Origin of the sequence: Streptomyces sp. NPDC050856 (assembly GCF_040653855.1) — a bacterium.
Classification (GTDB): domain Bacteria; phylum Actinomycetota; class Actinomycetes; order Streptomycetales; family Streptomycetaceae; genus Streptomyces.
Window position 1 is genome coordinate 41,509 of sequence record NZ_JBFAGV010000028.1, and the last position, 16,810, is coordinate 58,318.

At 73.6% G+C, this 16,810-nt stretch carries 19 protein-coding genes; 10 read left to right on the plus strand and 9 right to left on the minus strand.

Annotated features, from left to right (window positions below; translation table 11 throughout):
* Genes AB0H53_RS22840 through amaP form a run of 5 tightly spaced genes read left to right on the plus strand, consistent with a single transcriptional unit; the run spans position 1 to position 2,255 of the window.
* Positions 1–495 carry an Asp23/Gls24 family envelope stress response protein gene (locus AB0H53_RS22840; RefSeq protein WP_362116259.1) on the plus strand — a complete coding sequence of 165 codons (495 nt, stop codon included), beginning with the start codon at positions 1–3 and terminating at the stop codon, positions 493–495.
* A 22-nt stretch (positions 496–517) separates the two neighbouring features.
* Entirely contained in the window at positions 518–709 is a 192-nt protein-coding gene (locus AB0H53_RS22845) for a hypothetical protein (protein WP_362116262.1), read from the plus strand.
* A 5-nt stretch (positions 710–714) separates the two neighbouring features.
* Positions 715–1,089 (plus strand): hypothetical protein, encoded by a 375-nt coding sequence (locus AB0H53_RS22850; protein WP_362116265.1) that lies wholly within the window; start codon positions 715–717, stop codon positions 1,087–1,089.
* Positions 1,086–1,670 carry a DUF6286 domain-containing protein gene (locus tag AB0H53_RS22855; RefSeq protein WP_362116268.1) on the plus strand — a complete coding sequence of 195 codons (585 nt, stop codon included), beginning with the start codon at positions 1,086–1,088 and terminating at the stop codon, positions 1,668–1,670. Before AB0H53_RS22850 ends, AB0H53_RS22855 begins: the two co-directional genes overlap by 4 nt.
* Before the next feature lie 6 nt (positions 1,671–1,676).
* Positions 1,677–2,255, plus strand: a complete 579-nt coding sequence (amaP, locus tag AB0H53_RS22860; protein WP_362116271.1) for an alkaline shock response membrane anchor protein AmaP — start codon at positions 1,677–1,679, stop codon at positions 2,253–2,255.
* A gap of 65 nt (positions 2,256–2,320) precedes the next feature.
* Here amaP and AB0H53_RS22865 read toward each other — a convergent pair whose 3' ends face one another.
* From AB0H53_RS22865 to AB0H53_RS22885, 5 genes are all read right to left on the minus strand, one after another.
* A complete protein-coding gene (locus AB0H53_RS22865) occupies positions 2,321–3,076 on the minus strand; it encodes an SDR family oxidoreductase (RefSeq protein WP_362116274.1) in 756 nt (251 codons plus the stop codon).
* A 4-nt stretch (positions 3,077–3,080) separates the two neighbouring features.
* Positions 3,081–4,865: a glycoside hydrolase family 15 protein gene (locus AB0H53_RS22870; protein WP_362116277.1), complete on the minus strand. Its 1,785-nt coding sequence runs from the start codon at positions 4,863–4,865 to the stop codon at positions 3,081–3,083.
* A 30-nt stretch (positions 4,866–4,895) separates the two neighbouring features.
* Positions 4,896–5,693: an SURF1 family protein gene (locus tag AB0H53_RS22875; protein WP_362116280.1), complete on the minus strand. Its 798-nt coding sequence runs from the start codon at positions 5,691–5,693 to the stop codon at positions 4,896–4,898.
* Between the two features lie 161 nt (positions 5,694–5,854).
* Positions 5,855–6,091, minus strand: coding sequence for a hypothetical protein (locus AB0H53_RS22880; RefSeq protein ID WP_362116283.1), 237 nt, complete (start codon positions 6,089–6,091; stop codon positions 5,855–5,857).
* A 64-nt stretch (positions 6,092–6,155) separates the two neighbouring features.
* Entirely contained in the window at positions 6,156–7,175 is a 1,020-nt protein-coding gene (locus AB0H53_RS22885; RefSeq protein WP_362116286.1) for a DEDDh family exonuclease, read from the minus strand.
* A gap of 530 nt (positions 7,176–7,705) precedes the next feature.
* Between AB0H53_RS22885 and AB0H53_RS22890 the strand changes: the two genes are divergently transcribed.
* Together AB0H53_RS22890 and AB0H53_RS22895 are read left to right on the plus strand one after the other, a co-directional pair.
* Positions 7,706–8,617, plus strand: coding sequence for a sterol desaturase family protein (locus tag AB0H53_RS22890; protein ID WP_362116289.1), 912 nt, complete (start codon positions 7,706–7,708; stop codon positions 8,615–8,617).
* Positions 8,614–9,309 (plus strand): lysoplasmalogenase, encoded by a 696-nt coding sequence (locus AB0H53_RS22895; protein WP_362116292.1) that lies wholly within the window; start codon positions 8,614–8,616, stop codon positions 9,307–9,309. Before AB0H53_RS22890 ends, AB0H53_RS22895 begins: the two co-directional genes overlap by 4 nt.
* Here AB0H53_RS22895 and AB0H53_RS22900 read toward each other — a convergent pair.
* Both AB0H53_RS22900 and AB0H53_RS22905 read right to left on the minus strand, forming a co-directional pair.
* A complete protein-coding gene (locus AB0H53_RS22900) occupies positions 9,299–10,720 on the minus strand; it encodes a CoA transferase (protein WP_362116294.1) in 1,422 nt (473 codons plus the stop codon). The two genes, AB0H53_RS22895 and AB0H53_RS22900, sit on opposite strands and share 11 nt — an antisense overlap.
* Positions 10,721–10,856: 136 nt before the next feature.
* On the minus strand, positions 10,857–12,392 hold the full coding sequence (locus AB0H53_RS22905; RefSeq protein ID WP_362116296.1) for a S8 family serine peptidase: 1,536 nt from the start codon (positions 12,390–12,392) through the stop codon (positions 10,857–10,859).
* Between the two features lie 238 nt (positions 12,393–12,630).
* On the opposite strand from AB0H53_RS22905, the gene AB0H53_RS22910 reads away from it, so the two are divergent.
* The 3 genes from AB0H53_RS22910 (at position 12,631) to moaA (ending at position 15,804) form a co-directional block, all read left to right on the plus strand.
* A complete protein-coding gene (locus tag AB0H53_RS22910; RefSeq protein ID WP_362116298.1) occupies positions 12,631–13,026 on the plus strand; it encodes a DUF485 domain-containing protein in 396 nt (131 codons plus the stop codon).
* The gene (locus AB0H53_RS22915) at positions 13,023–14,660 is read left to right on the plus strand and encodes a cation acetate symporter (protein WP_362116300.1); all 1,638 of its coding nucleotides are present in this window, start codon (positions 13,023–13,025) and stop codon (positions 14,658–14,660) included. Before AB0H53_RS22910 ends, AB0H53_RS22915 begins: the two co-directional genes overlap by 4 nt.
* Positions 14,661–14,814: 154 nt before the next feature.
* Positions 14,815–15,804 (plus strand): GTP 3',8-cyclase MoaA, encoded by a 990-nt coding sequence (gene moaA / locus AB0H53_RS22920; RefSeq protein WP_362116303.1) that lies wholly within the window; start codon positions 14,815–14,817, stop codon positions 15,802–15,804.
* Here the strand turns inward: moaA and AB0H53_RS22925 are convergent.
* Both AB0H53_RS22925 and AB0H53_RS22930 read right to left on the minus strand, forming a co-directional pair.
* Complete coding sequence (locus AB0H53_RS22925) at positions 15,787–16,017, minus strand: hypothetical protein (protein ID WP_362116306.1); 231 nt, start codon at positions 16,015–16,017, stop codon at positions 15,787–15,789. The genes moaA and AB0H53_RS22925 overlap by 18 nt on opposite strands.
* 239 nt (positions 16,018–16,256) lie before the next feature.
* Positions 16,257–16,655 (minus strand): DUF3099 domain-containing protein, encoded by a 399-nt coding sequence (locus AB0H53_RS22930; RefSeq protein ID WP_362116392.1) that lies wholly within the window; start codon positions 16,653–16,655, stop codon positions 16,257–16,259.
* Between the last annotated feature and the right edge of the window lie 155 nt (positions 16,656–16,810).

The following is a 16,810-nucleotide window of genomic DNA, read 5'->3' on the forward strand; positions in this document are numbered from 1 at the left end:
ATGAGTGACACCGCGCAGAGCGCACAGGCCTCCCAGCCCAGGGGCACGGCGGCCGACGAGACCAGGAAGACCTCCGTGACCAAGCGGAGCGGCGGTGGCGATCCGGCCTCCCGGGGCCGCACCAGCATCGCCGACGGCGTGGTCGAGAAGATCGCCGGGCTCGCCGCCCGGGACGTCGTCGGCGTCCACGCGATGGGCGGCGGCCTGTCCCGGACCTTCGGCGCCGTGCGCGAACGGGTCCCCGGTGGCAAGCCCAGCGTCACCCGGGGCGTGAAGGTCGAGGTAGGCGAGGTACAGACCGCGCTCGACCTGGAGATCGTGGTCGAGTACGGCGTCTCGATCGAGGAGGTCGCCGGAGCGGTCCGGGAGAACGTCATCTCGGCGGTCGAGCGGATGACCGGCCTGGAGGTCGTCGAGGTCAACATCGCGGTCAGCGATGTGAAGCTGCCCGAGGAAGAGGACGAAGAGGAAGAGCCGGAGTCACGGCTCCAGTAGCGGCTGGCTGAGGGAGCGCACGATGAGCATGGCTGTGGCCGGCCTGTTGGCCGGGATGGCGCTCGGCTTCGCCGGATACTTCGGCGGGTTCGGCGCGTTTTTGCTGGTCGCCGCGCTGGGCGCGGTCGGCTTCGTGGCAGGGCGGTTCCTCGACGGGGACCTGGAACCCGGGGACTTCTTCCGGGGCCGTGAGCGCGACGACCGGCGGCGGTGAGGGAGGTGGCGGCCGCGGACCGGATCGAGGCGGCGCGGCGCGGCGCGACCGTCGTCGCCGACCGGGTCGTGGCGAAGATCGCGGCACAGGCGGCACGGGAGGCGCTCCGCGACGCGCCCGGCGACCGTCCCCCCGGGGCACCGGGAGCCGGCGGACCGCCGCACGCGACGGTCGTGGTGCACCGGGACAGCGCCCGGGTGCGGGTCAGCCTGGAACTGGGCTACCCCGCGGACATCGGCGGGCGGTGCGGCGCGGTGCGCCGGCAGGTGGTACGGCGCGTCTCGTCACTGGTGGGCATGGAGGTGCCTGAGGTGGCCGTCCACGTGGAGCGGCTGCACACGCCGTACGCACGCGACAAGGACCGCGGGAGGGTGCGATGAGCACGTCGGCACCGGCACCGGAGGAGCGGGGCGCCCACCGGGCGGGCCGCTTCTGGTCGGTACGGCGCGCCCCGGCCGTACTGCTCGCCCTGGCGGTCCTCGGCGGTACGGGACTCCTGCTGTACGACATCGCCGCGGTACGGGCCGGACGGCCGGGCATGCGGTGGCGGCGGGTGCTCGCCGAGGGACTGGCCGGGCGGCCGCTGGACGACCTGTGGGTACGGGTCGGGGCCGGCGCCGCGATGGCGCTCGGGCTGTGGCTGCTCGTCCTGGCCCTCACCCCCGGGCTGCGCGCGGTGCTGCCGATGCGGCGCGGTCCGGCACAGGTACGTGCCGGACTCGACCGTGAGGCGGTGGTGCTGGTGCTGCGCGACCGGGCGATGGAGGTGGGGGGCGTGCAGTCCGTACGGGTACGGGCCGGGCGCGGAAAGGCCATGGTGCGGGCCGTCGCGCACTTCCGTGAACTCGACGACGTGCGCGCCGATCTGACGGCGGCGCTGGACGGCGCGGTGCGGGAGCTGGGCCTGGCCCGGCCGCCGGCGCTGTCGGTGTACGTCACCCGCCCGGCCCGGAAGAGGTGACCGCTGATGCTGCGAACCGTCAACCGCGTACTGCTGGGGCTGGCCGGACTCCTGCTGCTCGCCGTCGGCGGCGCGGTCCTCGCGGCCGGCCTGGACCTGGGCGTGCCGTCGTGGTGGCCCTGGCGGGGCCCGGACTCGGTACTGCTCACCGACTCCGGGCGGACCCGGTGGCGTGACGAGGGCTGGTGGTGGCCGGTCGTCATCGCGGCTCTCGCGGTGCTGCTGCTGCTGGCGCTGTGGTGGCTGCTGGCCCAGCCGCGGCGCCGCCGGCTGGCCGAGGTGCTGGTCGACAGCGGCGACGGCGAGGGCGCGACACTGCGCGGCCGGGCGCTGGAGGGCGCCGTGGAGGAGGAGGCGGGAGCGCTGGACGGCGTGACCCGCGCCCGGGTCAGGCTCACCGGCCGCCGGACGGCCCCCAGGGCGCGGGTCGCCATGCTGCTGGAGCCGCACGCCTCACCGCACGAGACCCTCTCGGGGCTCACCGAAGGGGCGCTGGCGCACGCCCGCGAGGCGGCCCGTCTGCCCGCCCTGCCGGCCGAGGCACGCCTGCGCGCCGCCAAGCACCGCGCCCGCCGCGTCTCCTGACCCCGCCCCGGGCGGGCCCACCGGCATTCACGGCATGTTGCCCGCCCGGTCCGGGGCGCCGGCGGTCAGAACCCGTGGCGCGCGCCGCCGTCCACCGGGACCATCACGCCGGTGAGGTAGGAAGCCGCCGGGGAGAGCAGGAACGCCGCCGTGTTGCCGAACTCCTCGGGCGTGCCGTACCGGCGCAGCGGGATGCGTGCCTCGGCGGCCGCGCGGGCGGCACCCGGGTCGCCCGACAGGGCGTCCAGCTCGCGGACGCGGTCGGTGTCGATCCGGGACGGCAGCAGCCCGACCACCCGGATGCCGCGCGGGCCCAGGTCGTCGGCGAGCGACTTGGCGAAACCGGCGAGGCCGGGGCGCAGGCCGTTGGAGATGGCCAGGCCCGGGATCGGCTCGTGGACCGAGCCGGACAGGACGAAACCGATGACCCCGCCCCCGGTCAGTTCGGCCGCCGCCGCGCGGGCCAGCCGCACCGCGCCCAGGAACACCGAGTCGAACGCCGCCCGCCACTGCTCGTCGGTGTTGTCCGCGGCCGAGCCGGGCGCCGGGCCGCCCACGCTGATGAGGATGCCGTCGAAGCGGCCGAAACGGTCCCGGGCGGCCGACACGAGCCGTCCGGCCGCCGCCGGGTCGGCGTTGTCCGCCGCCACGCCCACCGCGCCCGGGCCCAGCGAGGCGGCCGCGTCGGTGACCGTTCCCTCGTCGCGCGAGGAGATCACGACCTTCGCGCCGTCCGCCGCCAGCGCACGCGCGGAGGCGTACCCCAGCCCCCGGGACGCGCCGGTCACCACATACACACGGTCCTTCAGTCCAAGATCCATGGGTCTATCCTGCCGCCTCGTCCCGGGCCAGCGCGAGGGCGGTGCCCACCAGTCCGATATGACTGAACGCCTGCGGGAAGTTGCCCAGTTGGCGCTCCGCCGAGGGGTCGTACTCCTCCGCCAGCAGTCCCACGTCGTTGCGCAGCGACAGCAGCCGTTCGAACAGTTCGCGCGCCTCCTCGGTGCGGCCCGTCATGCGCAGCGCGTCCGCCAGCCAGAAGGAGCAGACCAGGAACGTGCCCTCGCCGCCCGGCACCCCGTCGATGGAGGCCGCGTCCTCGCTGTACCGGCGGATGAAGCCCTGGTGGCCGAGCTCCGCGCGCACCGCCTCCACCGTCCCCAGCACCCGGGGGTCGTCGGGCGGCAGGAAACCGACCCGGGGGATGAGCAGGGTCGCGGCGTCCAGCTCCTTGGAGCCGTACGCCTGGGTGAAGGTGTTCCGTACCGGGTCGTACCCCTTCTCGCACACCTCCCGGTGCACCTCGTCGCGCATCACCCGCCACCGCTCGGGGTCACCGGGCAGCGTCGGGTGCGCCTCCAGGGTGCGCACCGCCCGGTCGGCGGCGACCCAGGCCATCACCTTGGAGTGCACGAAGTGGCGCCGCGGGCCGCGGACCTCCCACAGCCCCTCGTCCGGCTGGCGCCACGCCGACTCCAGGAAGCCCAGCAGGCTGAGCTGGAGGTTCCAGGCGTGCCGCTCGCCGGACAGGCCCGCCTCGCGCGCCAGGTACAGCGCGTCGATGACCTCCCCGTACACGTCGAGCTGGAGCTGGCGCACGGCCGCGTTGCCGATCCTGACCGGGGCCGAGCCCGCGTACCCCTTCAGCCACGGCAGCTTGGTCTCCGGCAGCCGCCGCTCACCGGCCAGTCCGTACATGATCTGGAGGTCCGCCGGGTCGCCGGCCACCGCCCGCAGCAGCCAGCCCCGCCAGGCCGCCGCCTCGTCCAGGTACCCGGCCGACAGCAGCGCGCCCAGGGTGAGGGTGGCGTCGCGCAGCCAGCAGAACCGGTAGTCCCAGTTCCGCACCCCGCCCAGGTCCTCCGGCAGCGAGGTCGTCGGCGCCGCCGCGATCCCGCCCGTCGGCGCGTACGTCAGCGCCTTGAGCGTGATCAGCGAACGCATCACCGCGTCCCGGTAGGGGCCCTCGTAGGTGCACTGGGCCGCCCACGCCTCCCAGTCCTCCAGCGTGTGCTCCAGCGCCTCGTGCGGATCGACGCGCGCCGGGCGCGGCTCGTGCGAGGGGTGCCAGGTCAGGACGAACGCCACCCGCTCGCCCGGCCCGACCGTGAAGGACGAACGGGTGCTGTACTGCTGGCCCCACGTCCTGACCTCGGGCTCGCTGCGCAGCCATATCGAGTCGGGCCCCGCGATCGCCACCCGGTGGCCGTCGGTCCGGCGCACCCACGGCACGACCGATCCGTAGTCGAAGCGCAGCCGCAGCACCGAGGTCATCTCCACGGTGCCGCTGACGCCCTCCACGATCCGTACGACATCGGGGGCCTGGTCGCGCTGCGGCATGAAGTCCAGGACCTTCACGGTCCCGGTGGGGGTCTCCCACACCGACTCCAGCACCAGGGAGTCGCCCACGTAGCGCCGCCGGTCGCACCGCTTCGCGCCCTTCGGGGCGATCCGCCAGTGGCCGTTGTCCTCGTCGCCGAGCAGGGCGGCGAAGCAGGCCGGGGAGTCGAAGCGCGGCAGGCACAGCCAGTCGACGGAGCCGTCCATGCCCACCAGAGCCGCGGTCTGCAGGTCGCCGATCAGGGCGTAGTCCTCGATGCGTTGCGTCACGCTCAGGCGTCTTCCCGCAGGGCAGCGGGGCTAAGCAGTGGAGGGCTGCGGCTCCGCGGCGGCCGGCGCACCGGCGGCGGCGGCCGCCGCGCGGTCGCGCTTCTCGCGCCGTACCAGCACCACCCAGCCGACCGGGACGCCCGCGGCGAACAGCCACCACTGCACCGCGTACGCCATGTGCGCGCCGATGGAGTCGTGGTCGGGCTCGGGGATCAGCTCGGGGGTGTCCCCGCCGGGCCGGGGCCCGGTCTGCTCCAGGTAGCCGCCGAGCACCTGGCGGCCCAGGCGCTGCGCCTGCTGTTCGCTGTTGATCAGCATGACCTGGCGCGGCGGCAGCCCGCTGAGGTCCTTGATGCCGCTGGCGCCGGTCGTCTCGTCGGCCTTGAGGCGGCCGGTGACGGTGACGCGGCCCCGGGGGGCGGGCGGTACCTCGGGGAAGGACATCTGGTCGGCCGCGGCCGGGATCCAGCCCCGGTTGACCAGCACCGCCCGGCCGTCCGCGAGGAGCAGCGGGGTGAGCACGTGCACGCCGACCCGGTCGTCCGCGTTGGTCCTGCGGCGTACGACGACCTCGTGGGCGGTGTCGAACGTGCCGGTGGCGGTGGCCCGGCGCCAGTGGTCGGCGCGCGGGACGGTGTGCCCGGGCGAGGTGAGCTCCGTCACGGGGACGGGCGCTGCCCGGAGGTTGTCCGCGATCAGGGCGTTCTGGGCGACCCGGTGCTGGTGCCGGTGGAACTGCCAGAAGCCCAGCTCGACCATCGTGGGGATGAGCACGAGGACGATGAGGGTGAGGATCACCCACTGCCGGGACAACAGGAAGCGGTACACGGCTTCGACCGTACCTGCTCGGGTCCGGTGCCCGGATGGCGGGTCCCGCGGGTCCTGCCGGTCCGCGGCCGGTCCTGGGCCGGTGCGGGGGGTCGGCCCGGGGCGCCGGGGCCGGTGCGCGGGGCCGGGGCCGTGCGCGCCGGGCCGGGGCGCCCGGCCGGTCACACCTTGTCGACGATGCCCACCTGTCCCTTCTCCGCGCGGGCGCAGTGCCCGCCGCAGAACCACTGGCCCTCGACCTCGACGCCCTGGCCGATGATCTGGACCCGGCAGTGTTCGCAGATGGGCGCCATGCGGTGGATGGCGCAGGCGAAGCAGTCGAAGACGTGCACCGCGCCCTGCGCGTGCACCTCGAACGACATGCCGTAATCGTTTCCGCAGACCTCGCAACGTGCCATGCGCCACAGGGTGCGGCGCGCGGCGGCGGAACGGGCGGCGAAACGCCCGGCGGTCCCGCCGCCGTCACCCGTCTGCTGGCTCCCCCGCCGGTGCCTGTGCCGGCTCGTCCGCCGGGGCCACGCTCCCCAGCAGCTGGGTGAACGCCCCCTCGTCGACGACGGGCGTGCCGAACGACTTGGCCTTGACCGTCTTGGAGGTCACGGCGTCCGGGTCGTTGGTGACGAGCAGGCTGGTCAGCCGCGAGACGCTGGTGGCGACATGCAGGCCCGCCTCGACCGCGCGGTCCTCCAGCAGCTCCCGGTCGATGGAGGTGTCACCCGAAAACGCCACCCGCATGCCCTGCTTGAGCGGTTTGTCGGCTTCGTACCGTCCGGGGTTCGGGTGCGGGCAGGGGGGCCGCTTCCGGGAGGGGCGCCAACTGCCGGAGTGGTACGACGCCTGCCGGCCGATCAGCGGCCCGGCCGCGGGGGCCGGCGCGGACGCCCACTCGGTGAGCGGGCGGCACTCCAGCAGCGGGAGCCGCACGCCCCGCTCGGCCGCCGTGTGCAGGCTCGGCCGGAACGCCTCGGCCAGCACCCGGGCGTCGTCCAGCGCGTTGTGCGCGCGCCGCTGTACGACGCCGAAGTGCGCGGCCAGTGACTCCAGTTTGAGGTTGGGCAACGGCAGGGCGAGCTCCCGGGCGAGGCTGATGGTGCACAGCCGCTGCCGCACCGGAGCGGTCCGCTCGGCGCGCGCGTACTCCCGGGCGATCATCGACCAGTCGAAGACGGCGTTGTGCGCGACGAGTACCCGGCCGTCGAGCCACCGGGAGAACTCGGCGGCGATGTCCGCGAACAGCGGCGCGCCCTCCAGGACATCGCTCGTCAGGCCGTGGATCCACACCGGACCGGGGTCCCGCTCCGGGTTGACCAGGGTGTACCAGTGGTCCTCGACATTGCCCTGGGCGTCGAGCCGGTAGACGGCCGCGGAGACTATCCGGTCGTCGCGGGCGAGGCCGGTGGTCTCCACGTCGACGACCGCGTACCCCGGTGGGTAGGCGGCCGGCCACGTCGCTGCTGTCGTACGGTCGTCGAGCATGGTCATTGAGAATAGAGCCCGTCACCGACAACGTCGCCGCCGGGCGCCCCGCGCGGTCGGGGGGTTGACGCCCCGGGCGCGGACCGCCGCGGGCGGCGGGGCACTTGACGCCCCTTCGGCCCCGGGAGCGCGTTGCCCCGGCCCCCGGGCCGGAACCTCCCCGGCCCGGACGGGTCGAGGAGAGCGGCGCGCGCGGGTGCGCGGCGGGACTCCCGGGTTGACCGGCGCGCCCCATGAGGAGGAACACGGCGGAGCCCTCGGCGCACGCCTCGACCGGCCGCGCGCCGCCGCGGTGCTTCGGCGCCGACGGCGGATCCGGCGCCGGCCCGCCCGGCGGTCCGAGCGACACGGCGGGGGAGCGCCGGCCGTGGCGGTGGCCGCGCGGCCGGTTCTCCCGCTCGGCGCGGCCGGGGCGGGAACGCGCCCCACGCGCGGCGGGTTGGCGGAATTCACCAACAGCAGCTGACAACCCGTCTCGCATACTTGTGGGTAACAACCTATAGCCGCGCCCCGACACCCCGCTCTACGGTGCTCGCATGCCACCGAACCTGCCCGATGTCGTGCTGTGGTCCATACCCGCGTTCGTCCTGCTGACCGCGGTCGAAATGATCAGCTACCGGCTCCGTCCCGACGAGGACGCCGCCGGGTACGAGACCAAGGACGCCGCGACGAGCATCGGAATGGGGCTCGGCAGCCTCGTCTTCGACGCGCTCTGGAAGATCCCGGTCGTCGCCCTCTACACGGCCGTCTACGAGCTCACCCCGCTGCGCGTGCCGGTCCTGTGGTGGACGGTGCCGCTGATGCTGCTCGCCCAGGACTTCTTCTACTACTGGTCCCACCGCGGCCACCACGTCGTCCGCGTCCTGTGGGCCTGCCACGTGGTCCACCACTCCAGCCGCAGGTTCAACTTCACCACCGCGCTGCGCCAGCCGTGGACGTCGCTCACCGTCTGGCCGTTCTACCTCCCGATGATCGCCTGCGGTGTGCACCCGGCGGCGGTGTTCTTCTGCTACTCGGCCAACCTGGTGTACCAGTTCTGGGTCCACACCGAGCGGATCGGGAAACTGCCCCGGCCGATCGAGTACGTCTTCAACACCCCCTCCCACCACCGCGTCCACCACGCCTCCCAAGGCGGCTACCTGGACCGCAACTTCGGCGGCATCCTCATCCTGTGGGACCGGATGTTCGGCTCCTTCACCGCGGAGACCGAGCGGCCGGTGTTCGGGCTCACCAAGAACATCGCCACCTACAACCCGCTGCGCGTCGCCACCCACGAGTACCTGGCCATCGCCCGTGACCTGCGCGCCTCGCACGGCTGGCGGGAGCGCGCCGGCCGGCTGTTCCGCGGGCCGGGCTGGCAGCCCTCGTCCGCCCGGCCGCCCGCCGGGCCGGACAGCGGGACGGCCACCGGAACGGCCACCGAGCCGGTCCCGGAGCGCGCCGCGTGACCGACGCCTCCGGAGCGCGCCGGGCGACCGACGCCTCCGGGGCCCGCCGGGTACTGCTCGCCGCCTTCGTGGTCGCCGTCGCCGTCGACCTCGCCGCCCTGCTCGCCGGCCACCAGACCGGGCACCAGGTCACCAAGCCGCTGCTGATGCCGCTGCTCGCGGCGTACGCGGCGGTGTGCGGCGCGCCCCGGACGCTCGTCGCCGCCCTGCTGTTCGGCTGGGGCGGCGACGTGTTCCTGCTGCTGGACGCGGAGTGGGCCTTCCTCGTCGGCATGGGCTCCTTCGCCGCCGGACACGTCTGCTACCTGTTCCTCTTCGGCCGCGCCCGTACGGCTCCGGCGCTCGGCGCCGCGTACGCCGCCGCCCTCGCCGTCACCGTCGCGCTGCTGTGGCCGGGGCTGCCCGCCGGCCTGCGGGTGCCGGTCGCCGGTTACGCGGCGCTGCTCACCGCCATGGCCTACCGCGCCGGCGGCCGGGGAGCGCGGGCCGGTGCGGGCGGGGCGCTGTTCCTGCTCTCGGACACGCTCATCGCCGCGGGAGTCGCGAACTGGGCGCAGCCGCCCGTCCCGGACTTCTGGATCATGCTCACGTACGCCCTGGCCCAGTACCTGCTCACCGCCGGCGTCCTGCGGGCCGCCGCCCTCCCCGCCGACCGCGCGGGGGTGCCGGGCCCGCCGGGGGTCAGCCGCTGAGCCACACCGGGGCGTCCGCGCCCCACCGGCCCGGCGGGCGGCTCCAGTCGGCCGGGACCTGCCCGTACGAGACCGGGGAGCGCGCGTACCGCAGCCGCCCCGTCGGGGTGTCCCGCTCCACGAGCCAGGGCCCCGGGTCGAAGCCACCGCCGCCGGCCGCGCGGCCGGGGGACCCGCCGCCGGGGTCCGCCCCGTCCGGGGTCGCGGCCAGGCCGTGCACCAGCCAGTGCGCGGTCTGGGTCAGGGCGAGCCGGGCGATCCTGGTCCCGCCGGTCCGCCGCTGCCCGGTCAGTGCCCGCAGCACGGCGGCGGCCAGCAGATAGCCGGTGCCGTGGTCGAGCGCCTGGGCGGGCAGCGCCCCCGGTTCTCCACTGGCGGAGCCCTCCAGCACGGCGATGCCGGTGGCCGCCTGGACCAGGCTGTCGAAGCCGCGCCGTCCGTGCCACGGCCCGTACCCGCCCCACGCCGAAAGTTGGGCGACGACCAGGCCGGGGCGGCGCTCCGCCAGGGACTCGGGCGCGAGCCCGAACCGGTCCAGGGCGCCGGGCCGGTAGCCGGTCACCACGACGTCCGCGCTCGCCAGCAGTTCCTGGAACACCCGGTGGTCCGCGCGGCCCGCCAGGTCCAGGAGCGCCGACCGCTTGCCCGTGCCGGTGTCGTTGTGGGCCTCCTGGCTCTCCGGGAGGTGCGGGGTGTCGATCCGCAGGACGTCCGCGCCGAGCAGCGCCAGCGTGCGGGTGGCGACGGGGCCGGCGAGGACCCGGGTGAGGTCCAGTACCCGCAGGCCGGCGCACGGCAGGGGCGCCTCGCCCAGCGCCCGCGCGGGCGCCCGGTCGACGCGCTCCAGGGTCAGTGGCGGCCGGCGCGCGACGAGGGCGCCCTGCTCGTGCGCCGCCCACTCCAGCGGGCCGCGCACCGCGACGGCCAGCCCGCCCGACGCGTACACGGTGTCCTCCACCTCGACGGCGCGGCGCTCGGCGATCGCTCCGGCGACCGCGTCCACGTCCGCGTCATCGGGCAGGCCGAGCGCGGCCAGCAGCCGCGCCCGGTGGTGCGGGTAGTTGGCGTGGCTGCGCACCCAGCCGTCGGCCGCCCGCCAGAACCGCGACAGCGGCGCGAAGGAGGTCCACGACCGGCCGTCCAGCCGCACCAGCCGGTCGCTGAGGAACGCGGTGGCGACCGCCCCGCCGTCCACCCGCACCCGGGGGACGGGCCGGCCGGCGCGTACGGCGCCGAGTTCGGCGGCGGCCAGGGAGCAGGCGGCGACGGAGGCGCCGGCGAGCTCCATGACGGGCAGCCGGGCCGGCAGGCCGTCGCGGCGGCCGGTGGGGGACACCCGCTCCAGCAGCGCTGCGTCGGCACCCAGTGCCGACCAGATCGGGGACAGTCCCCGCGTGTCGCCCGAGCTCATCTCCCCACTATGGCACTGGGTGCCACCATCGGGAAGGGGCCGGCCGCCCGGGGGAGACCCGGGCCACCGGTCCCGGGCGACCCGGGCCGCCCGGGGCCACCGGCCCCGGGCGCGACCGGCCCCTTCCCGACCGCGGCTACTTGCGCACCGCGTCCAGGGCGTCGGTCATCCCGGCGCCGTAGAAGCCGTTGCCGCGCTTGCCGCCCTCGCACACCGCGTCGGCCTTGCCGTCACCGTTGATGTCGTACGGGTCGGTGCACGCCAGGGCGTCGGCCTGGCGGTACAGCAGCGCCTTCACCGCCGCCGGCGAGGCGTGCGGGCGCGTCGACATGATCAGCGCGGCGACCCCCGCCACGTGCGGCGACGCCATCGACGTCCCCGCCTTGTAGCCGTACTTGCCGCCCGGCACCGTGGACAGGATCAGCCCGTTGGTCGCCGGGGCCTGCGGGGGCTGGTACTTGGTGGAGTCGCCGCCGGGGGCGGTGATGTCCACGACGCCCAGGCCGTAGTTGGAGTACGAGGCCTTGAGGTCCTTGGCGCCCGTCGAGGAGACGGTCACCACGCCGGGCAGCATCGTCGGGATGTCCGGGCACTCCCGGGGGTTGACCACCCGCTCCACCGGAGTGGTGTCGTTCGGGCTGGTCCGGTCGACCACCTCGTCGGCGGCCAGGTCCGTGGAGGCGTTGCCGGCCGCCGCGACATTGACCGAGCCCTTGCGCTCCGCGTAACGGGTGGCGCGGCCCAGCGCCTCCACCAGTGCGCCCTGGTCCGGGTCGTTCTTGCAGTTGTACGCCCAGGGGTCCACGTAGTAGCTGTTGTTCGTCACCTCGACGCCGTGCTCGGCCGCCCAGACGAAGCCGCAGACCACCGCCTCGGTGTAGAAGAAGCCGTCCGTGGTGGACACCTTGATGCCCGACACCTTCACGCCCGGGGCGACACCGGTGATGCCGACGCCGTTCTTGGCGGCGGCTATGGTGCCCGCCACATGCGTGCCGTGGTCGCTCTCGGTGGGGCCCGGACGCCAGGAGCCGTCCGTGGTGTCCGGCTTGCCGCTGACGCAGTTCGCGGACGCCGCCCGGTCGAAGTTCGGGGCCAGGTCCGGGTGGGTGTCGTCGACGCCGGTGTCGATGACCGCGACCGTCACCTTCCGGCTGCCGAGGGTCTTCTGGTGCGCCTTGTCCGCCTTGATGGCGGGCAGGTCCCACTGCAGGGGCTCGAACGGGTCCTGGGCGTCGGACGCCCGGGCCGCCGCCGTCCTCGCCTCCTGGGCGCCCAGGGGCTGTTCGGCACCGACGTCCGTGGTGGTCTGGGCGGCCAGCGGCGCGGTCCTGGTCGCGCCCGCCGACTGCACGCCCCGCACCTCGCGGATGGTCTGGGCGAACCGGGGGTTCTGCGAGTGGACGACGATGACGCCTATCTGGTCGTAGGACACGACCACGGTGCCGCCGGCCTCGGATATGGCCTTCCTCACCGCCTTGGCGGTGGCCCGCCCGCCCTTGACGTTGACCACGTAGGACAGCTTCGGCCCGTCCGTCGCGACGGCGGCCGGGGCGGCGGACGGCGCGGGGGCGGCCGTGGCGGCGCCCACCGGCAGCAGTCCGAGCGAGGCCGTGAGCACCAGACCGGCGGGCAGCGCGAGTACACGCCCGCGGCCGGATCCCAGATGAGCCATGGGTTCTCCACATCATCCGTGACAATCGCCCAGACACGGGACGTGTGTGGGCGAGTACATGACGAGCGAAGTTATCGCCGATCATCGTGGCCCATCAATGACTTGGGGAAAGAAAGACCCGCGGTGAACCGCTTCGCCGCGTCCTCCGTGACGTTGATCAGGGGAGGAGCGCTTCACCGGCTCCCCACTGCGAGGTTTCCCGTCCCTGCCCAGCGCACCCGCGTCGCGAGGAGTTCCCGTGGCTACCGATGCACCGCCACCACCGCCCCAGGGCGGTACGGACACCAGTCCCGCCCAGCCCCCGACGGAGTCGTTCGTCGAGGTGCAGAAGAGTGCGGAGTTCGGCGAACTGCGCCGCACCTACCGCTCCTTCGCCTTTCCGCTGACCGTCGCCTTCATCGCCTGGTACCTGCTGTACGTGCTGCTGTCCAACTACGCGGGCGGCTTCATGGGCACCCGGCTGTTCGGCAACATCAACGTGGCCATGGCCCTCGGCCTGGGCCAGTTCCTGACCACGTTCCTCATCGCCTGGTTCTACTCCCGGTTCGCGGCCGAGCGGCTCGACCCGAAGGCGCGGGCCATCAAGTCCCGCATGGAGTCCCGCATGGAGTCCCGTACGGAGGCCGACGCATGAGTACCGCGCACCCCGCCCCCGCCGCCCTGCTGGCCGCCGCGTCCGACGCCTCCGAACACCGGCCGCTCATCATCACCCTGTTCGCCTGCTTCGTCGTCGCCACCCTGTTCATCACCGTCTGGGCCGGCCGCCAGACCAGGAGCGCGGCCGACTTCTACGCGGGCGGGCGCCAGTTCACCGGTTTCCAGAACGGCCTGGCCATCTCCGGCGACTACATGTCCGCCGCGTCCTTCCTCGGCATCGCCGGGGCCATCGCGCTGTTCGGATACGACGGTTTCCTCTACTCCATCGGCTTCCTGGTCGCCTGGCTGGTCGCGCTGCTGCTGGTCGCCGAACCCCTGCGCAACTCCGGCCGCTTCACCATGGGCGACGTCCTGGCCTACCGGATGCGCCAGCGCCCGGTCCGTACGGCGGCGGGCACCTCCACCATCGTGGTGTCCATCTTCTACCTGCTGGCCCAGATGGCCGGCGCGGGCGTCCTCGTCTCGCTGTTGCTCGGCATCACCTCCGACGGCGGCAAGGTCGCCATCGTGGCCCTCGTCGGCGTACTGATGATCGTGTACGTGACCATCGGCGGGATGAAGGGCACCACCTGGGTCCAGATGGTGAAGGCCGTCCTGCTCATCGCCGGCACCCTGCTCATCACCTTCCTGGTGCTGCTGAGGTTCGGCTTCGACGTCTCCGACCTGCTCGGCAAGGCCGCCGAGAACAGCGGCAAGGGAGCGGCGTTCCTGGAGCCCGGTCTCAAGTACGGCCTCACGCCCACCTCCAAGCTGGACTTCATCTCCCTGGGCGTCGCGCTGGTACTCGGCACCGCCGGCCTGCCGCACATCCTCATCCGCTTCTACACCGTGCCCACCGCCAAGGCCGCCCGTAAGTCGGTCAACTGGGCCATCGGCATCATCGGCGCCTTCTACCTGATGACCATCGCGCTGGGCTTCGGCGCCGCGGCGATCGTCGGCCCGGCCGAGATCACCGCCTCCAACAAGGCGGGCAACACCGCGGCCCCGCTGCTCGCCCTGCACATCGGGGGAGTGGACTCGGCGGGCGGCGCGATCCTGCTGGCGGTGATCTCCGCGGTGGCCTTCGCGACCATCCTCGCGGTCGTCGCCGGCCTCACCCTCGCCTCCTCGTCGTCCTTCGCGCACGACATCTACGCCAATGTCATCCGCAGGGGGCAGGCCACCGAGAAGGAGGAGGTGCGGGCGGCCCGCTGGGCGACCGTCTTCATCGGCTTCGTCTCCATCGCGCTCGGCGCCATGGCCCGCGACCTGAACGTCGCCGGACTGGTGGCCCTGGCCTTCGCCGTCGCCGCCTCCGCCAACCTGCCGACGATCCTCTACAGCCTGTTCTGGAAGAGGTTCACCACCCAGGGCGCCCTGTGGTCCATCTACGGCGGCCTGACCGCGTCGGTGGTGCTGGTGCTCTTCTCGCCGGTCGTCTCCGGAAAGGCGACCTCGATGTTCCCGGACGCCGACTTCGCCTGGTTCCCGCTGGAGAACCCGGGCCTGATCTCCATCCCACTGGGCTTCCTGCTCGGCTGGCTGGGCTCCCTGCTCTCCAAGGAGCGCCCCGACGAAGGCAAGTACGCGGAGCTGGAGGTCAAGTCCCTGACCGGTGTCGGAGCGCACTGAACCGGACACGGTGCGAAACCGGCCGGCGGGCCGGGTCGTAGGGATCTACGACCCGGCCGGGCCGCCGCTGTGGACAATGGCCCGTGTCTCTGTCGGCGGTCTCACGTAGGCTCCTTGGTATACGGATCCCGGCAAACGGGGGAGGGGGCTCACAGTGCTCATCGACACCTACGGCCGCGTGGCCACTGATCTGCGGGTCTCGCTCACCGACCGGTGCAACCTGCGCTGCACGTACTGCATGCCCGAAGAGGGCCTGCAATGGCTGGCCAAGCCCGACCTGCTCACCGACGACGAGATAGTCCGGCTGATCCGGATCGCCGTCACCGACCTCGGCGTCGACGAGGTCCGCTTCACCGGCGGGGAGCCGCTGCTCCGTCCCGGCCTGGTCTCCATCGTGGAGCGCTGTGCCGCCCTGGAGCCCCGCCCGAGGATGTCGCTGACCACCAACGGCATCGGCCTCAAGCGCACCGCCGCCGCCCTGAAGGCGGTCGGCCTGGACCGGGTCAATGTCTCGCTCGACACCCTGCGGCCCGATGTCTTCAAGACCCTCACCCGCCGCGACCGCCACCAGGACGTCCTGGACGGCATGGCCGCCGCCCGTGACGCCGGACTCACCCCGGTGAAGGTCAACGCCGTACTGATGCCCGGCCTCAACGACGACGAGGCCCCCGACCTGCTCGCCTGGGCCGTCGAGAACGACTACGAGCTGCGCTTCATCGAGCAGATGCCGCTCGACGCCCAGCACGGCTGGAAGCGCGACGGCATGATCACGGCCGGGGACATCCTGGAGTCGCTGCGCACCCGCTTCACGCTGACCGCCGAGGACGAGGGGGCGCGCGGCTCCGCGCCCGCCGAGCGGTGGGTGGTGGACGGCGGACCGCACCGGGTGGGCGTCATCGCCTCGGTCACCCGCCCGTTCTGCCGGGCCTGCGACCGGACCCGGCTCACCGCCGACGGTCAGGTGCGCACCTGCCTGTTCGCGCGCGAGGAGACCGACCTCCGGGCGGCACTGCGCTCGGACGCGCCGGACGAGGAGATCGCCCGGATCTGGAAGCTCGCCATGTGGGGCAAGAAGGCCGGCTCGGGGCTGGACGACCCCAGCTTCCTCCAGCCCGACCGGCCGATGTCAGCGATCGGAGGCTGACCGGGACTCCCACTCGCCGAGCGTCACCACGTCCTTCAGGAAGCCGCGCACGCCCAGGAACTGGGACAGGTGCTCCCGGTGCTCCTCGCAGGCGAGCCAGGTCTTGCGGCGCTCGGGGGTGTGCAGCTTGGGGTTGTTCCAGGCCAGCACCCACACGGCCGCCGCTCGGCAGCCCTTGGCGGAACAGATCGGGTGGGTATCGTCGTCGCTCACAGCACGTCCAACACAGCGCGTCCAACACGGCGGTCACACAACAGGCCCCGGACAAAGGCGACGCCGAGCAGCCACGGGGGGAGCTGCCCGGCGTCGGTCCGTCGCTCCGACGGGGGATGCGGAGCGCCTACGCAGTATGTCACGGGCAACCGGTTGGGGTGCACCGGAACTTCGTGATTGATCTGAGCTTTTCTTGAGCTTTGCCGAGGGTCGGCGGCACCGCTCCGGACCCCTCCAGGTCAGCGCTGTTCGTACGCCTGTTCCTCGGGATGTTCCGCCCCGGACCGGTCGTGCCGCCCCGCCGGCCCCTCGGGTCCCGCCGCCTCCGGACGGGTCGCGGGCAGCGCCGCGGGTACGGATCCGGGTGTCGGAACCAGCGTCGAAGGCAGGGAGGGGGCGCTCTCCCGGCCGGCGTTGGCGATCACCACCGCGATGTAGGGCAGCACCCCGCCCAGCACCAGCGCCACGATCGCCACGTACCGCTGCACGTTCCACAGCGAGGCCGCGGCGATGACCGAGGCCGTACGGACCGACATGGAGATCACGTAGCGGCGCTGCCTGCGGCGCACGTCGTCGGCCAGGCCCTGGCGGGCGCCAGTGATCCGGAAGACTTCGTCCTTGCCGCGCTTCCGCGTCACGTGCACCACCCGACCTCCGTGCCCGGCGCTCCCCGACCGGCCCCTGACCTGACGTCTTCCACGGTACGCCGGTGCCGCGCCGGGTACGAGACCGGGGCCGCGCCCACCGGCGCCCCCAGCGCGCCGGGCCCCGGGCGGCGCCGCCCGACATGCGG

Coding starts and splice junctions, on each gene's coding strand:
- AB0H53_RS22915 (WP_362116300.1), top strand. CDS start 13,023: ATGAGTACCGCGCACCCCGCCCCCGCCGCCCTGCTGGCCGCCGCGTCC.
- AB0H53_RS22900 (WP_362116294.1), bottom strand. CDS start 10,720: ATGAGCTCGGGCGACACGCGGGGACTGTCCCCGATCTGGTCGGCACTG.
- AB0H53_RS22885 (WP_362116286.1), bottom strand. CDS start 7,175: ATGACCATGCTCGACGACCGTACGACAGCAGCGACGTGGCCGGCCGCC.
- AB0H53_RS22890 (WP_362116289.1), top strand. CDS start 7,706: ATGCCACCGAACCTGCCCGATGTCGTGCTGTGGTCCATACCCGCGTTC.
- AB0H53_RS22855 (WP_362116268.1), top strand. CDS start 1,086: ATGAGCACGTCGGCACCGGCACCGGAGGAGCGGGGCGCCCACCGGGCG.
- AB0H53_RS22865 (WP_362116274.1), bottom strand. CDS start 3,076: ATGGATCTTGGACTGAAGGACCGTGTGTATGTGGTGACCGGCGCGTCC.
- AB0H53_RS22840 (WP_362116259.1), top strand. CDS start 1: ATGAGTGACACCGCGCAGAGCGCACAGGCCTCCCAGCCCAGGGGCACG.
- AB0H53_RS22880 (WP_362116283.1), bottom strand. CDS start 6,091: ATGGCACGTTGCGAGGTCTGCGGAAACGATTACGGCATGTCGTTCGAG.
- AB0H53_RS22905 (WP_362116296.1), bottom strand. CDS start 12,392: ATGGCTCATCTGGGATCCGGCCGCGGGCGTGTACTCGCGCTGCCCGCC.
- AB0H53_RS22845 (WP_362116262.1), top strand. CDS start 518: ATGAGCATGGCTGTGGCCGGCCTGTTGGCCGGGATGGCGCTCGGCTTC.
- amaP (WP_362116271.1), top strand. CDS start 1,677: ATGCTGCGAACCGTCAACCGCGTACTGCTGGGGCTGGCCGGACTCCTG.